This is a genomic window from Streptomyces sp. NPDC056948, from assembly GCF_042674225.1.
GTDB classification, from domain to species: Bacteria; Actinomycetota; Actinomycetes; order Streptomycetales; family Streptomycetaceae; genus Streptomyces; species Streptomyces purpurascens.
Genome location: NZ_JBHUQX010000222.1, coordinates 1 through 15,340, shown reverse-complemented (window position 1 = coordinate 15,340; position 15,340 = coordinate 1). Strand labels below are relative to the sequence as shown.

11 protein-coding genes and 1 pseudogene are annotated in these 15,340 nt (G+C 71.0%); all 12 read right to left on the bottom strand.

Going from position 1 to position 15,340, the window contains the following annotated elements:
* Nucleotides 1-9 precede the first annotated feature (9 nt).
* Entirely contained in the window at nt 10-291 is a 282-nt protein-coding gene (locus ACFTZL_RS26395) for an HU family DNA-binding protein (protein WP_382587538.1), read from the bottom strand.
* Between the two features lie 300 nt (nt 292-591).
* The gene (locus ACFTZL_RS26390) at nt 592-2,001 is read right to left on the bottom strand and encodes an NAD-dependent malic enzyme (RefSeq protein WP_382587535.1); all 1,410 of its coding nucleotides are present in this window, start codon (nt 1,999-2,001) and stop codon (nt 592-594) included.
* Between the two features lie 368 nt (nt 2,002-2,369).
* Complete coding sequence (locus tag ACFTZL_RS26385; RefSeq protein WP_382587532.1) at nt 2,370-4,658, bottom strand: HelD family protein; 2,289 nt, start codon at nt 4,656-4,658, stop codon at nt 2,370-2,372.
* A 60-nt stretch (nt 4,659-4,718) separates the two neighbouring features.
* Nucleotides 4,719-5,546 (bottom strand): anti-sigma factor family protein, encoded by an 828-nt coding sequence (locus ACFTZL_RS26380; protein ID WP_382587530.1) that lies wholly within the window; start codon nt 5,544-5,546, stop codon nt 4,719-4,721.
* Nucleotides 5,546-6,067 carry a sigma-70 family RNA polymerase sigma factor gene (locus tag ACFTZL_RS26375; protein ID WP_010039908.1) on the bottom strand — a complete coding sequence of 174 codons (522 nt, stop codon included), beginning with the start codon at nt 6,065-6,067 and terminating at the stop codon, nt 5,546-5,548. Before ACFTZL_RS26375 ends, ACFTZL_RS26380 begins: the two co-directional genes overlap by 1 nt.
* Before the next feature lie 373 nt (nt 6,068-6,440).
* Nucleotides 6,441-7,034 carry a CGNR zinc finger domain-containing protein gene (locus ACFTZL_RS26370; protein WP_382587527.1) on the bottom strand — a complete coding sequence of 198 codons (594 nt, stop codon included), beginning with the start codon at nt 7,032-7,034 and terminating at the stop codon, nt 6,441-6,443.
* 377 nt (nt 7,035-7,411) lie between these two features.
* The gene (locus tag ACFTZL_RS26365; protein ID WP_382587541.1) at nt 7,412-8,563 is read right to left on the bottom strand and encodes a uroporphyrinogen-III synthase; all 1,152 of its coding nucleotides are present in this window, start codon (nt 8,561-8,563) and stop codon (nt 7,412-7,414) included.
* Nucleotides 8,564-8,679: 116 nt separating this feature from the next.
* On the bottom strand, nt 8,680-10,065 hold the full coding sequence (locus ACFTZL_RS26360) for a nitrate/nitrite transporter (protein WP_382587524.1): 1,386 nt from the start codon (nt 10,063-10,065) through the stop codon (nt 8,680-8,682).
* A 156-nt stretch (nt 10,066-10,221) separates the two neighbouring features.
* Complete coding sequence (locus ACFTZL_RS26355) at nt 10,222-11,247, bottom strand: hypothetical protein (protein ID WP_382587521.1); 1,026 nt, start codon at nt 11,245-11,247, stop codon at nt 10,222-10,224.
* 92 nt (nt 11,248-11,339) lie between these two features.
* Nucleotides 11,340-12,551: an acyltransferase family protein gene (locus tag ACFTZL_RS26350; RefSeq protein WP_382587518.1), complete on the bottom strand. Its 1,212-nt coding sequence runs from the start codon at nt 12,549-12,551 to the stop codon at nt 11,340-11,342.
* Nucleotides 12,548-14,740: a glycosyltransferase gene (locus ACFTZL_RS26345; protein ID WP_382587515.1), complete on the bottom strand. Its 2,193-nt coding sequence runs from the start codon at nt 14,738-14,740 to the stop codon at nt 12,548-12,550. Before ACFTZL_RS26345 ends, ACFTZL_RS26350 begins: the two co-directional genes overlap by 4 nt.
* A gap of 193 nt (nt 14,741-14,933) precedes the next feature.
* A pseudogene (locus ACFTZL_RS26340) lies at nt 14,934-15,340 on the bottom strand (hypothetical protein); the annotation flags it as partial.

Sequence of the window (15,340 nt, the reverse complement as noted above, 5' to 3'; positions counted from 1 at the left end):
GAACAGGGATTACTTACCCTTGGCCGCTTCCTTGAGCTTCGAGCCCGCGGAGACCTTCACGCTGTAGCCGGCGGGGATCTGGATGGGCTCGCCGGTCTGCGGGTTGCGGGCGGTGCGAGCGGCACGGTGGGTGCGCTCGAAGGTCAGGAAGCCGGGGATCGTGACCTTCTCGTCGCCCTTGGAGACGATGTCGCCGACGACCTCGGCGAACGCGGCCAGCACGCCGTCGGCGTCCTTGCGGGTCACCTCGGCGCGGTCGGCCAGCGCGGCCACCAGCTCACTGCGGTTCATGTTGTTACTCCCGTGTTCATCTTGCCGTTGAGGCGTCAGATCGAAGCCGATGCTGCCAGGGTCCTCCGTGAGTCCCCGGACCCGGGTCCGTCGTCAGACCCTCGCGCCCAGAGACGCATCCTGCCCCTACCTGCGGCGGGAAAGCCAATCCGGCACCCGCACGAGTCGTGAGTACACCCTTCAGGAGTCACACGAAAAGAGGGCCTGAGCCTGGCCGCCACGATAGGGCTCCGCTGCTCACAGAGGTCCTGCGACGCGCCGTTTTCCGGGCGTCCGTGGGGATACTCACAGTCAGAGGGCCTACGCCCCCACCGCCTTGGCGGCCTCCCGCACGGCCCCGGCGACCGCTCCCGCGACCTTGTCGTTGAAGACGCTCGGGATGATGTAGTTCGGGTTCAGCTCGTCCTCGGTCACCACGTCCGCGAGGGCGGTCGCGGCGGCCAGCATCATCTCGGTGTTGACCGTGCGCGAATGGGCGTCCAGCAGACCGCGGAAGACACCCGGGAAGACCAGCACGTTGTTGATCTGGTTCGGGAAGTCGGAGCGGCCGGTCGCGACAACGGCGGCGGTCTCGCGGGCGATTGCCGGGTCGACCTCGGGGTCCGGGTTCGCGAGCGCGAACACGATGGCACCGTCGGCCATGGCGGCCACGTCATCGCCGTCGAGGACGTTCGGGGCCGAGACGCCGATGAAGACGTCAGCGCCGCGCACGGCCTCCTTCAGCGTGCCGGTGAGGCTCTCGGGGTTGGTGTTGTCGGCGATCCAGCGCAGCGGGGAGTCCGGGGCGGCGTCCACCAGGTCCTCGCGTCCCGCGTGCACCACACCGTGGATGTCGGCGACGACGGCGTTCTTGACGCCCGCGGCGATCAGCAGCTTCAGGATGGCCGTACCGGCCGCGCCAGCGCCGGACATGACGACGCGGATGTTCTCGATCGCCTTGCCCGTGACGCGAAGCGCGTTGGTCAGCGCGGCGAGGACGACGATCGCGGTGCCGTGCTGGTCGTCGTGGAAGACGGGGATGTCGAGGGCCTCGCGCAGCCGGGCCTCGATCTCGAAGCAGCGGGGCGCGGAGATGTCCTCGAGGTTGATGCCGGCGAAGCCCGGGGCGATGGCCTTGACGATCTCGACGATCGCGTCGGTGTCCTGGGTGTCGAGGCAGATCGGCCAGGCGTCGATGTCGGCGAAGCGCTTGAAGAGGGCCGCCTTGCCCTCCATGACCGGCATGGCGGCCATCGGGCCGATGTTGCCCAGGCCCAGCACCGCGGAGCCGTCCGTCACGACCGCAACCGTGTTGCGCTTGATGGTGAGGCGGCGGGCGTCCTCGGGGTTCTCGGCGATCGCCATGCAGACGCGGGCCACGCCCGGCGTGTAGACCATGGACAGGTCGTCACGGTTGCGGATGGGGTGCTTCGACGCCATCTCGATCTTGCCGCCGAGGTGCATGAGGAAGGTCCGGTCGGAGACCTTGCCCAGCGTGACGCCCTCGATGCCGCGGAGTTCCTCGACGATCTCGTCCGCGTGCGCGGTCGACGAGGCCGCGATGGTGACGTCGATACGGAGCTTCTCGTGACCGGATGCGGTGACGTCGAGGCCGGTCACCGAGCCTCCGGAGGACTCCACGGCGGTGGTGAGCTGCGAGACGGCGGTTCCGCTCGCGGGCACCTCCAGCCGGACCGTCATCGAGTAGGAGACGCTGGGCGCCGTTGCCATGGCCGACTTCCTCTGCTTTCACCTGACGCTGAGTTGTGCCGTCCGATAGTCGCACCTACCGCTGGGTAGCTGGTAGCCGCCTCCGATTGCGAACTTTTTGTTCGCGGAACAGGCCAGCAAAAAGAGACCCACGTCACGTCGGACGCGGGTCTCTGCGCAATTCCCCTATGAAAGTTAAGTGGCACCGGCCCGCCATGCTCGCCTCGCGGCAAGTGGTCGCTCGTAGCGACGAAGGTTGGGCCCGGGGGCTTGGATCGAGCCGGTGCCACATCCAGGCTAACAAACAGATCCCGTAAGGCCATTCCCGTACCGGGAGTTCATTTCGCCGACAAGTGGGTATCCGGGCGCGGTCCGCCGGAAGGCCCGGATCAGTCCCTGAGCAGGTCCGGAACTCCCGTCGCGTCGGGCTCGTCCCGCTCCGCCGAGACGACCGTGAGCTGCTGGGTGGCCCGGGTCAGTGCGACATAGAGCACACGCAGTCCGGCCGGGGACTCGTCGGCGATCTCCGCCGGGGAGACCACGACCGTCGCGTCGTACTCCAGGCCCTTCGCCTCCAGGCTGCCCAGTGCCACCACCCGGTCGCCGAGCCCGGCGAGCCAGCGCCGGGTCTCCGCGCGCCGCTGCATGGCGACGACCACGCCGACCGTGCCGTCGACGCGGTCCAGCAGCCGGGCCGCCTCGGCGCGGACGGTTTCGCCGAGGGTGTCCTCGACGACCGTGAAGCGGGGCTCGACGCCGGTGGAGCGGACCGCTCTCGGGGACTCGGAGCCGGGCATGGCCAGGGCCAGCACCTTCGAGGCCAGCTCGGCGATCTCCGCCGGGTTGCGGTAGTTCACGGTGAGCTGGAAGCGGCGGCGCGGGCGGGTGCCGAGGGCCTCGTCGCGGGCCTGGGCGGCCTCGTCCGGGTCGGACCAGGAGGACTGGGCCGGGTCGCCTACGACCGTCCAGGTGGCGTGCCGGCCGCGGCGGCCGACCATGCGCCACTGCATCGGGGTGAGGTCCTGCGCCTCGTCGACGATGACGTGCGCGTACTCGGTGCGCTCCTGGGCGAGTCGCTCGGCCCGCTCGCGCTGGGACTCCTCGCGCACCGGCATCAGCTCCTCCAGGCCGGTGAGATGGTCCAGCGGGTCGAGCTCGCGCTTCTTCCGGGGGCGGGCGGGGGCGCCGAGGATGGCCTGGAGCTCGTCGAGCAGGGCGATGTCGTGCACGGAGCGGCCGTCGCGCTTGAGGGAGCGGGCGACCCTGCGGACCTCGCCGGGGTTGAGGATCCGCCGGGCCCAGCGGCCGAGGCGCCGCTCGTCGGTCATGGCGTCCAGGACGGCCGCCGGGGTCAGCTCCGGCCACCAGGCGTCGAGGAAGGCGATGAAGGCGTCCTCGGAGGTGATGTCCTCGTCGAAGGAGGAGCGCAGCTCGGCGGCCAGCTCCGGATCGGTGTGGCGGTTGGCCGAGCCGGACTGCTCCCACAGGGCGTCCAGGAGCAGCTTGCGGGCGCGCGGGCGCAGCAGGTTGACGGGGGCGGTGCCCCCGAGGGCGGCGTGGCGGATACCCTCCAGCTCCCGGTCCTCCAGCTCCAGGCGGCGGCCGAAGGCGACCACGCGCAGCCGGGTCGGCGCGTCGTTCAGCTCCAGGGCGCCGCGGGCGGCCTTCCGCAGCACCTTGAGCATGCGGTACGAGCCCTTGGCGCGGGCCACCGACGGGGCGTCGTAGAGCGCGGCCTCGCCGCCCTCGACGAGCGAGCCGATGGCGCGGATGGCGACCTGGCCCTCCTCGCCGAGGGAGGGCAGCACGCCTTCGGTGTAGGCGACGAGCAGCGGGGTCGGCGAGACGATCAGGATGCCGCCCGCGTACCGGCGCCGGTCCTGGTAGAGGAGGTAGGCCGCGCGGTGCAGGGCCACGGCGGTCTTGCCGGTGCCCGGACCGCCCTCGACGTAGGTCACGGAGGCGGCGGGGGCGCGGATGACCAGGTCCTGTTCGGCCTGGATGGAGGCGACGATGTCGCGCATGGTGTGGCTGCGGGCCTGGCCGAGCGCGGCCATCAGGGCGCCGTCGCCGATGACGGGCAGCTCGTCGCCGTCGAGGAAGGCCGTCAGCTCGGGACGCATCAGATCGTCCTCGACGCCGAGCACCTTGCGGCCCTTGGAGCGGATGACGCGGCGGCGGACGACGCGGCCGGGGTCGACCGGGGTGGAGCGGTAGAAGGGTGCGGCAGCCGGGGCCCGCCAGTCGATGACCAGCGGGGCGTAGTCCTGGTCGAGGACGCCGATGCGGCCGATGTGCAGGGTCTCGGCGATGTCGGCGGTGTCGTCCTCACGGACGGCGCCCTCGGCGGGCTCCACCGCTGTGTACGCGCCGTCGGGGCCCTTCTTGCCGTCCTTGCCGGTCAGCAGGTCGATACGGCCGAAGAGGAAATCCTCGAACTCGTTGTTGAGCCGATTGAGGTGGACGCCCGCCCGGAAGACCTGCGCGTCCCGCTCGGCCAGTGCGCCGGGCGTGCCGACCTGGCCGCGCTGGGCCGCGTCGTTCATGAGGAATTCGGCCTCGTGGATCTTCTCCTCGAGGCGTCGGTACACCCGGTCGAGGTGTTCCTGTTCGACGCTGATCTCGCGGTCTCTCAAGGAGTCTTCGAGCGCGGTTTCCTGTTGAGCCTGAGCGGCCACCGGGCCCCCTTCTGACGTGCATGGCAGCCGTCTACCGTACGCGAAGGGGACCCCGAAAGGCTACGCGTCGACCTCGACCAGACGCTTGCCGTCGAAGGTCACGATCTCGAAGTGGTCGATCTCGTTCGGCTGGAAGGCGGCACCGCCCTGGACGTACAACGGCTCCTTGGCCTTTTCGGTTGTGGCGTCCGGGATGCCGTATCCCCAGTTCGGGACGGACCAGGAGGAGAGGGTCTCGCGCTCGCCGTTCTTGCCGACCGCGACGAGGGCGCACTTCAGCGGGCCCTTGAGGTTCTTCGCCTCCAGGACCATGCCGGTGCCCCAGTCCTTCTTCTGGAGGGCGACCGTCGCGGTGACCTTGGTGGTCGGGTCGGTGGCCGTGATCTTGTCGGAGATGCCGTTGAAGGCTTCCTTGGCCGGGCTCGCGGCGAGGGGGCGGTTCTCCGCGCCTGAGCTGTCGTCGCCGCCGTTCGCCGCGACCGCGACGAAGGGACCGCCGACGATCAGCGCGGCGGACGCGGCCACCATGTAGAAACTGCGGCGGCGCTTCTGGGCGCGGCGGTCGGCGACCTCGTCGACGAGCTTCTCCACCAGGCGCGGCCGGGGCTTCGCGGACAGCGACTCGCCGATCGCGGGCGTGCCGGAGCCGGGCAGGTCGGCGAGGGCGGCGAGCATCGGCTCCATGCCGGCCAGCTCGTCGAGTTGCTGGGCGCACCATTCACAGCCCGCGAGGTGGGCTTCGAAAACGGTTGCTTCGGCGTCGTCGAGGATGCCGAGGGCGTAGGCGCCGACGGTCTCGTGCTCGTTCGGCACCGGAGATTCCTGCATGGGGCCAGACATACCCATGCCTCCCGTACCGAACCCTTGGTTACCCCCGTAAACACTCATCACGCCGTCACCCCCCGCTCCTCCAGTGCCAGCTTCATCGAACGCAGGGCGTAGAAGACCCTCGAGCGGACGGTTCCGCTGGGTATGCCCAGAGTCTCGGCCGCCTCATTGACGGTACGCCCCTTGAAGTACGTCTCGACGAGCACCTCCCGGTGGGCGGGGGTCAGGTCGTCGAGTGCGTCCGACAGAGTCATCAGCCACAGCGCCTTGTCGATCTCGTCCTCCGCGGGGATGACCTCCAGCGGCGACGGGTCGACCTCCTGCGGCCGGGCCTGCCGGCTGCGGTGGCCGTCGATGACGATGCGCCGGGCGACCGTCACCAGCCAGGGGCGTACCGATCCGGTCGCCCGATTGAGCTGACCGGCGTTCTTCCAGGCACGGATGAGCGTCTCCTGCACGACGTCCTCGGCGCGCTGCCGGTCTCCGGCGACCAGTCGCAGGACGTATGCCAGCAGGGGTCCGGCGTGTTCTCTGTACAGAGCACGCATCAGCTCCTCGTCGGGTTCCGAGGGCTGGGACATGCGATGTCGGGCCCTCGGTGCACGTTCATTGGCCACGACGGAATCCTTGCGCACGCCCACCTCCGGTGTCCGGGGGTTCCCCCAGTCGGTCGCTCCACATGCCGTACGCAAGCGAGCGGTTGGGCGTTCAATGAGACGTGACAGATTTCTTCGAGATGACGTGACGAGCTGGACATGGGGTCACATTCCCACCCCGCGATCTTCACATTTCTGCCACATGAGCAAGATCAAGTCAGGCTTTCCCTACGGTGGCGTAGGTAAACGGTATGTAATCGAAATCACTTCGACAGTGCGTTCACAGAAGTGGCATTTGGGGCACGGGAATTGAGTGCAGTTACCACGCAACGGCCGTGCCGTGGTGGGCAAAAGGGACTTAAGCCCGTGCGAGCGCCGCGCGGCGGCGATGCCGGGCGACCCGTTCGCGGTTCCCGCAGACCTCGCTGGAGCACCAGCGCCTCCTGCGTCCCCGGGACGTGTCGAGGTACACGATCGGGCAGTTGTCCCCCTCGCACTGGCGCAGGGCCGCGCGGGCGACGGGGTCGGTGAGCAGGTCGACGGTGTCCCGGGCGACGGCCGCGAGCAGGGCGGCGCAGTCGGGCGGGTCGTCCAACTGCCGTATGAGCTCGCCGTCTCCGTCGCGGACGGCGCGCGGGGCGGGGGGCGCGGGAGTGGCCAGGTCGTTGACGCGCGCGAGCGCGAAGTCGTAGGCCCGGGCCCGGGGCGCCGACCAGCCGCGCACCAACCTCCCGACCTGGTCGCGCAGTTCGCGGAAGGCGGCCAGCCAGGCGGTGTCGGCGTGGGCCAGGACGGTGTCCGCCGGGACGAGACCGGAGCCGGTGATCCAGGCGCGCAGCACGGCCACGGAGTCGAGCCGCTCCTCCGGATGCGTGGTGGAGAGCAGATCCAGGCAGATCCGCCCGGCATCGAACCGCAGCTCGTACGGGGCCGTGGCCGTACCCAATGCCATGTGCCTGTCACCGCCTAGGGGTTCACCCCGGTCGCGAGAGGGCCGGTGAGATGCCAGTGAGAGGGCTGGGAAACCGTTCCCTCATACAGTGCCTTCCCACTCCCCTGCCGGAAACCCCTTCGCACGGGCCTGACGCCGCCGGCCGGCCCGACGGGGCGGGCGTTCCGGCCGGCGGCCTGTGTCGACTTCGTACGCCGGTATCTCCGGGGCGGCTCGCGGCGCGGCCTCATCCGCCGGTGTCTCCAGCCCGGCCCCGCACCACTGCCGACACACCGCCGACCGCGCGCCCGGCCTGGCGTGGCCCTGCGCGGCGGCGATGTCGGCCAGAGCACGCGGCCCGCGCCAATGGCGGTGTTCCGCTCAACTCCCGCGCGGCCTCACGCGTCCGCGTACTTCGTCTCCGCTACCGGGTCCAAGGCCAGGCGGTAGCCACGCTTGACCACCGTCTGGATCAGTTTCGGGGCGCCGAGGGCCGTGCGGAGGCGGGCCATCGCCGTCTCGACGGCGTGTTCGTCGCGGCCGGCTCCGGGCAGGGCGCGCAGCAGGTCGGCGCGGGCGACGACCCAGCCGGGGCGGCGGGAGAGGGCGCGCAGGAGGGCCATGCCGGCGGGCGGTACGGGCTTGAGGTCGCCGTCGACCAGGACGGCATGGCCGCGGATCTCGACCCGGTGCCCGGCGATCGGCAGCGAGCGCGCCCGCGCGGGCAGCTCCTGGCAGAGGAGCTGGACGAGCGGGCCGAGCCGGAAGCGTTCGGGCTGGACCGTGTCGATGCCGTGGCCCTGCAGCGGCAGCGCGGTGACCGGGCCGACACAGGCCGACAGGACGTCATGGCCGAGTGCCGCCAGCACCTCGGGGAGCAGTCCGCGTGCCTCCGCCCTGGAGAGGAAGGAGGCCGCGGCGGGGGCGCTGGTGAAGGTCAGCGCGTCGACGCCGCGGGACACCGTCGCGTCCAGGAGACGGTCGACCGGCCCGATGTCCTCCGGCGGCATCCACCGGTAGACGGGCACCCCGAGGACCTCGGCGCCGCCCGCCCGCAGCGACTCCACGAACCCGGGCAGCGGCTCACCGTGCAGCTGGATCGCGATCCGCAGACCGTCGACGCCCTCCTCCAGCAGCCGGTCGAGCACCTCGGCCATGGACTCCGACGACGGCGACCACTCCTCCGTCAGCCCGGCGGCCCGGACCGCGCCCTTGACCTTGGGCCCGCGCGCCATGATCCGTACGCCGCCCAGCCGCGCCAGCAGATCCTCGCCCAGACCCCAGCCGTCAGCGGCCTCGACCCAGCCCCGGAAGCCGATCGCGGTCGTCGCCACGACGATGTCGGGCACCTGGTGGATGATCTCCTTGGTCGCGGCCAGCAGCTCGCTGTCGTCGGCGAGCGGCACGATCCGCAGGGCGGGGGCATGCAGGACGGTGGCGCCGCGCCGCTGGAGCAACGCGCCCAGCTCCTCGGCCCGGCGCGCGGCCGTGACGCCCACGGTGAATCCCGCCAGTGGGCCATGTTCCGGTCGCTGTTCTTCCTCGTGCATGCTCTCGTCCCGCATTCGAGTCGTCGTACTCCATGGGTTCGGCGTACGTGTATGCCGATCGAGCCTGTCAACGGCTCGTGACAGGCCCGGATCGGCATGATGTCGGCGGTGTTACGTCACACCTTGGCGTAGCTGAGCTGCGGCTTCGCCTCCGAGGTCGCCGTGGTGACGGGTACCCGCGGAGCCGTACGTCGAAGGTATACGGCCCAGGTGATCCCGAAGCAGACCACGTAGAAGGCGGCGAAGGCGACGAACGCGCCGGTGCCGGAACCGTAGGAGAGGAAGGACTGGCGGAAGGCGAGGTTGATGCCGACACCGCCGAGCGCGCCCACCGCTCCGATGAGTCCCATGGAGGCGCCGGAGAGCCTGCGCCCGTAGGCCGCGGCCTCCTCACCCCGCAGTCCCTTGGCCAGGGCCTTGTTCTGGAAGATGCCGGGGATCATCTTGAACGTCGAGCCGTTGCCGAGCCCGCTGAGCACGAACAGCACCACGAACGCCCCGGTGAACAGCGCCAGCGACTTCTCCATGGAGGCACCGATCAGGACCGCCGTCGCGACGCCCATGGCGACGTAGTTCCAGAGGCTGATCTTCGCGCCGCCGTACCGGTCGGCGAGCCAGCCGCCGACGGGCCGGATCAGGGAGCCGAGCAGCGGGCCGAGGAAGGTGACGTACGCGGCCTGGAGCGGCGTACGGCCGAACTCGTTCTGGAGCACCTGGCCGAAGGCGAAGCTGTAGCCGATGAACGAGCCGAACGTGCCGATGTAGAGGATGGACATGATCCACGTGTGGGCGTCCCGCGCGGCGTCCTTGGCGGCGCCGGTGTCGTTCTTGACGTTCTCCAGGTTGTCCATGAAGAGCGCGGCCATGACAGCGGCTACGACGATCAGCGGGATGTAGATCCCGAGCAGCACGCGCGGGCCACCGCCGGCGCCGATGATCGCGAGCGCGACGAGCTGCGCCACGGGGACGCCGATGTTGCCGCCGCCCGCGTTCAGGCCGAGGGCCCAGCCCTTCTTCCGCAGCGGGAAGAAGGCGTTGATGTTGGTCATGGAGGAGGCGAAGTTGCCGCCGCCGATGCCGGCCAGCAGGCCGACGAGCAGGAAGGTGGAGAAGGAGGTGCCCGGCTCCATCACGGTGAACGCGGCGACGGTCGGGACCAGCAGCAGGCCGGCGGAGACGATCGTCCAGTTCCGGCCGCCGAAGATCGCGACGGCGAAGGTGTAGGGGACGCGGACGACGGCGCCGACCAGCGTGACCATCGAGGTCAGCATGAACTTGTCGGCGGGGGTCAGGCCGTACTCCGGGCCCATGAAGAGCACCATCACGGACCACAGGGTCCAGATCGAGAAGCCGATGTGCTCGGACAGCACGGAGAAGACGAGGTTGCGGCGGGCGACCTTCTCACCGGTCTCGTTCCAGAAGGTCTCGTTCTCGGGATCCCAGTGCCGGATCCAGCGTCCGCCCCTGCTCGGGGGTGCGGGTGCCGTGCCAGGGCCTGTCATGACGCCTCCACTTGCTCCGGGACTCGGGGTCGTACTACGAGTGGCTGATCCCGAAGGTAGGGAGGGCTCGTTTCGTGACTGTGCCATCGAGTGACCGAGAGGGAACTTTGCTCTCACCCCGGGCCTGGGCGGGATGAGAGGTTCGGTGGCGTTGTGTCAGCGTTGCGGGTGCTGCCAGTGGGGGTTCTGCTCGGGGTGGGGCGGCTGCTGCGGCGCGTAGGGGCCGGGGTGCTGCTGCGGCGGATACGGCGTGGCAGGGGGCTGCGTCCCGTACGGACCGGGCGCGGGCTGATGCGGGTAGGGGCCCGGGGCCGGCTGGGCGTAGGGGCCTGGAGCGGGCTGGGCGTACGGGCCCGGTGCGGGCTGAGCGTAGGGGCCCTGTGCCGGTGGCGGTCCAGGCTGCTGATGTCCGTAACCGGCGGGTGCCCCCACGGCCGGACCGGGCATCCCGGGCGCCTGCCCCGGCATCCCGGGAGCCTGGCCAGGCACTCCACCGGCCTGGCCCGGTACCCCGCCGTACCCCGGCGCCCCGGCCCCCGGACCGCCGCCGTACGGACCGCCGCCGAAGGGGTTGCCGTGCCCGGGCGGCTGTGCCCCGGGCGGGAGGTAGCGCGTCCGGCCGTTCTCGTCCGTCACCGGCATGAAGCCGGCCGCCTGCAGCCGGGCGGCGAACTTCGCGTTGCGCTTGCGGGTGACCAGGAGGCCGATGCCGAAGATCGCCAGGAAGAGCAGCCAGATCAGGCCCGCCGCGACGAAGTCGAAGGGCTCCCCGCCGCTGCGGAGGGCGAGGATCACGCAGCCGACGGTGAGGCCGAGGGCCGCGTAGCCCATGCGCTTCTCGGCGCTCTTGCCGGTGAGGTCGAAGTTGATGCGGGCCTTGAGGAGCTCGAAGGCGTCGGGCACGAGCGGTGGGAGGGAGACCCCGTCGGCGGCGTTGGGGTACTGCGCCCAGTTCTGCGCGGCCCGGCCCCGGGCGTGCGGGCTGGGGTCGGGCAGGATCAGCATCGTCAGCGCGCCGTTGCGGCCGCTGCTCTGCCGGACGTCCGCGTACTCGTAGCCGAACTGCTGGGCGACGAAGGCCAGCCGGGCGAGCTTCTTCACGGACGCCATCGGGCTGGTGAGCTCGACCGGCTCTCCGCTCGCCATCAGCCGCAGCATCTTCTGTGTCTGCCGCTTACTCATCCCACTGCTCCCCCGGCCCGTCACTGATCCCAGTCGTTCACATGCGCAACTCGGGCAGTTTTCCACACCGGAGAACCCCGGGGGAACGGGGATCAGCCGCCGCGTACCGCTCTCCTCCGGCTCCCCCGAACCCTCACCCGGGGCTCACTCCTGGGCCACAAGCGGGGCCGCTGCTTCGCCGCCAGGTCCTCCATCCAGCCGAAGGCCAGGACACAGCCGCCGATCAGCAGCCAGACCAGGACCAGCACCGGCCACGGGCTTTCCAGCAGCCCGGGGACGTTCTGCTCCAGCACGGTGACCGCCCACAGCCTGTCCCACAGGGTCGCGGCGACCAGGATGCAGATGTTGTGCCACAGATAGATCGTCACGGCACGGGAGTTGAGCAGGGTGATCAGCCCGGCCCAGCGGCGCAGCCTGGGCGGCCACTCGGACCAGGACGGGCTGATGTGCAGCAGCAGGAACACCGTGCCGAGGGACCACAGGGCCTGGGCCAGCGGCATGCTGTCCAGGTCGTTGCCCGGCCCGAAGCCGTGGTGCAGGGCGTACCAGAGGCCGGCCAGGGCGATGACGGGTGCCACGGACGGGACGATGTAGCGCGGCAGCCGCTTGAGGATGCCCTCCTGGTGGGCCATGCCGAGGATCCAGCAGGCGCCGAAGGTGGAGAAGTCCGTGAGCGCCGAGGGGATCCGCTCGCCGGGCAGCGTGAGATAGCTGTGCTCGAAGGCGACCGCCAGGGCGATCGGCGCCAGGAGCGTGACCACCGGCAGGGCGCGCAGGGCCTTCAGGAGCAGCGGGGACAGCAGGACGTACCAGAGGTAGGCGCGGATGTACCAGAGCGGGCCGGCGAGTTCGGCGGCCCAGTCCTCGCCGATGAAGCCGTGGATGCCGGGCAGCCCCTCGGCGTACGGCGGGTCGCTGAGCGGGACGATCCAGAAGATGAGGTGGAGCCACCACCAGCCGGGATGGCCGTCGGCGTCCGGCCCCCAGCCCTGCACAACCATGCCGGTGACGCCGACGACGCCCAGCAGCCACAGCGGAGGCAGCAGCCGCCGCAGCCGGCCGCGGATCACCTGCACGGGCGGACGCTTGAGCGAGCGGGCCATGAGGTTGCCGGCGAGGGCGAACATCACGCCCATCGACGGGAACACCAGCGGCAGCCAGGCCCAGCCCGTCAGGTGGTACAGCACGACACGGAACAGGGCGAGGGCGCGCAGCAGGTCGAAGTAGCGGTCGCGGACGGGACCGCCGGAGGCGGTCCGCTCCTTCTCCGGGGGCGCGGCGACGACATCGGGATGCGTGGTCATGCGACCGGCCTCCCGTCCATCTGCCGCTGGGGCGTGGCCGATCCGGCCCCGGGCAGGCCCACCGCGCCCGTGCGCCGCAGCTTCTGCCAGCGCAGCCGGCCGCCGGTGAGGGCGGTGATCCAGGACTGGAGCAGCACGACGTACATGAGCTGGCGGTAGAGGAGCTGCTGGAGCGGGAGCGAGATCAGATGGGTCATGCGTTCCTTGTCGAGGTGGAACGCGTAGGCCGCGCACACCCCCTGCACCGCGAGGACGCCCAGCCAGGCGCCGATGGTCTTCTCCGTCGGGCCGAACACCAGCCCGTACAGCAGGAACACGTCGATGAGCGGGGCCAGCAGCGGCGCCACGACCATGAACATCGACACCAGCGGCATGCCCACCCGGCCGAAGCGGCCCGAGGGACCCCGCTCGACGAGGGACCGGCGGTGCTTCCAGATCGCCTGCATCGTGCCGTACGACCAGCGGTAGCGCTGGGACCACAGTTGCTGGACGGACTCGGGGGCCTCGGTCCAGGCGAGGGCCTTCTCCGCGTACACGACGTGCCAGCCGTCGCGGTGCAGGGCCATGGTGATGTCGGTGTCCTCGGCGAGCGTGTCGTCGCTCATGCCGCCGACGCGCTCCAGCGCGCTGCGCCGGAACGCCCCCACCGCGCCGGGGATGGTCGGCATGCAGCGCAGCACGTCGTACATGCGGCGGTCGAGGTTGAAGCCCATCACGTACTCGATGTGCTGCCACGCGCCGATCAGCGAGTCCCGGTTGCCGACCTTGGCGTTGCCCGCGACCGCCCCGACCCGCGCGTCGCCGAAGGGCTGCACCAGTTCACGGACGGTGGCCGGTTCGAAGACGGTGTCGCCGTCCATCATCACGATCAGGTCGTACTTGGCGTTGGCGATGCCCCGGTTGAGCGCGGCGGGCTTGCCCGCGTTGAGCTGGCGCACGACGCGTACGCCGGGCAGGCCGAGGTTCTCGACGATGCGCGCGGTGCCGTCGCTGGAGCCGTCGTCGATGACCAGCACCTCGATGGGGTGGTCGCTCGCGACCAGGGAACGGACCGTCTGCTCGATGCACTTGGCCTCGTTGTAGGCGGGCACGAGGACGGACACCGGTTCGGTGACGGTCTCGCCCCAGCGGAAGCCGCGGCGGCGGACACGGCGGGCGTGCGCCACGGAGAGGATCAGCATCAGCCCGAGCCGGGCGAAGACGAGCACGCCGACGACGGCGAGCCCGGCGACGAGAACGCCGGTCGTCTTCTCGGAGGCCTGGACGAGGAAGACCCACGCGTTGCCCTTCACCGCGTCGAGCCCGGCGACCGGGGTGTGCGCGCTGGGGGCCTCCAGGGCGGCGGTCAGGGTGTCGAAGCGGTAGCCCTTGTCCTTCAGCCCGGTGACGAACCGGTCGAGCGCGGCCACGGTCTGGGAGCGGTCGCCGCCGGAGTCGTGCATCAGCACGATGGCGCCGTCGCCGTTCTTCGGGGTGGCGTTGCGGATGATCTCGTCGACACCGGGCCTGCGCCAGTCCTGGCTGTCGGTGTCGTTGACGATGGTGATGTAGCCCTTGCTGCCGATGTACTCGGTCACCGGCCAGGACCTGTTGTCCATGAGGTGGGAGAACGACGAGTAGGGCGGGCGGAAGAGCGAGGTGCGGATGCCCGCCGCCCCGGCCAGCGCGAGCTGGCTCTGGGACAGCTCCCAGTCGACCCGGCTCTTGCTCTGCAGCGACAGGTCCGGGTGGTTGAAGGTGTGCAGCCCGATCTCGTGGCCCTCGTCGACGATGCGCTGGACGAGGTCCGGGTGACGGGAGGCCATGGTGCCGGTGACGAAGAAGACGGCGTGGGCGTCGTGCTTCTTCAGCACGTCGAGGACCTTGGGAGTCCACTCGGGGTCCGGCCCGTCGTCGAAGGTCAGCACCAGCTCGCGGTCCGGGAGGTCCAGAGCGGTCGGCTTCTCCTCCCGGGTGTCTATGACGGGCCCGCCCTCGAGGATCTCCTTCGGGACCTGGTCGCTCGACGCGGACGGCCCGACCCGGTGGTCGGCGAGGATCTCGCTGTGCACGTATCCGCGCAGCATGAGCATCGCCATCAGGGCGACCAGGAGGAGCAGGGGCAGCAGCAGGCGCATGGGCAGGCGGCGGCGCCTGGAGCCGCCACGGGCTCGGGGAGCGCGCCCGGAACGGCGGGTACGGGATGCCATGGGTGGTGGTACTCCGGGTGGTGCGGGGAGCGGGTGGTACGGGGACGGGTGCGGGCGGACCCGGTCGAGCGGCACGCCGGGCGAAGTCGACTGCGGTGCGGCAGCGCCCTGTAGGGGCGCGGAGAACTGCGCGACCGGCCACGACGGTGCCGCAGACGAACGGCGGCAGATCGCGGCGCCTTCAGCGGAGCGCTCAGGCCGCGGGCTGGTCGGCCGCGGGCGGCTCGGCAACGGGCTGGTCGGCGACGGGCGACTGCGCGACCGGCTGGGTCGGAGCCGGCCCGTCGGCGACCGTGCCGGTGCCGCCGTTGTCGCCGGTGCCGGTCGTCTCGGTCGGCTCGGGCGTGGGTTCGACCGGCGGTGTCGGGTCGGTCACCGGCGTGCTCGGCGGGTCCGCCGGCTTGCTCGGGGTCGGGTCGGTGACGCCGCCGCCCGGGGCCGGTGCGGTCCGGGACGCGGTCGGTGAGGGCTTGGCGGTCGTGCCGGAACGGCCGGGGGCCGCGGAGGCCGCGGGTCGGGCGGCGCGGGCGCCCGGCGGGGGTGCCGTGGCCACCTCGGGAGCCGGCGCCCGGCCCCGGGCGGGGGCGCCGGGGCCGGCGG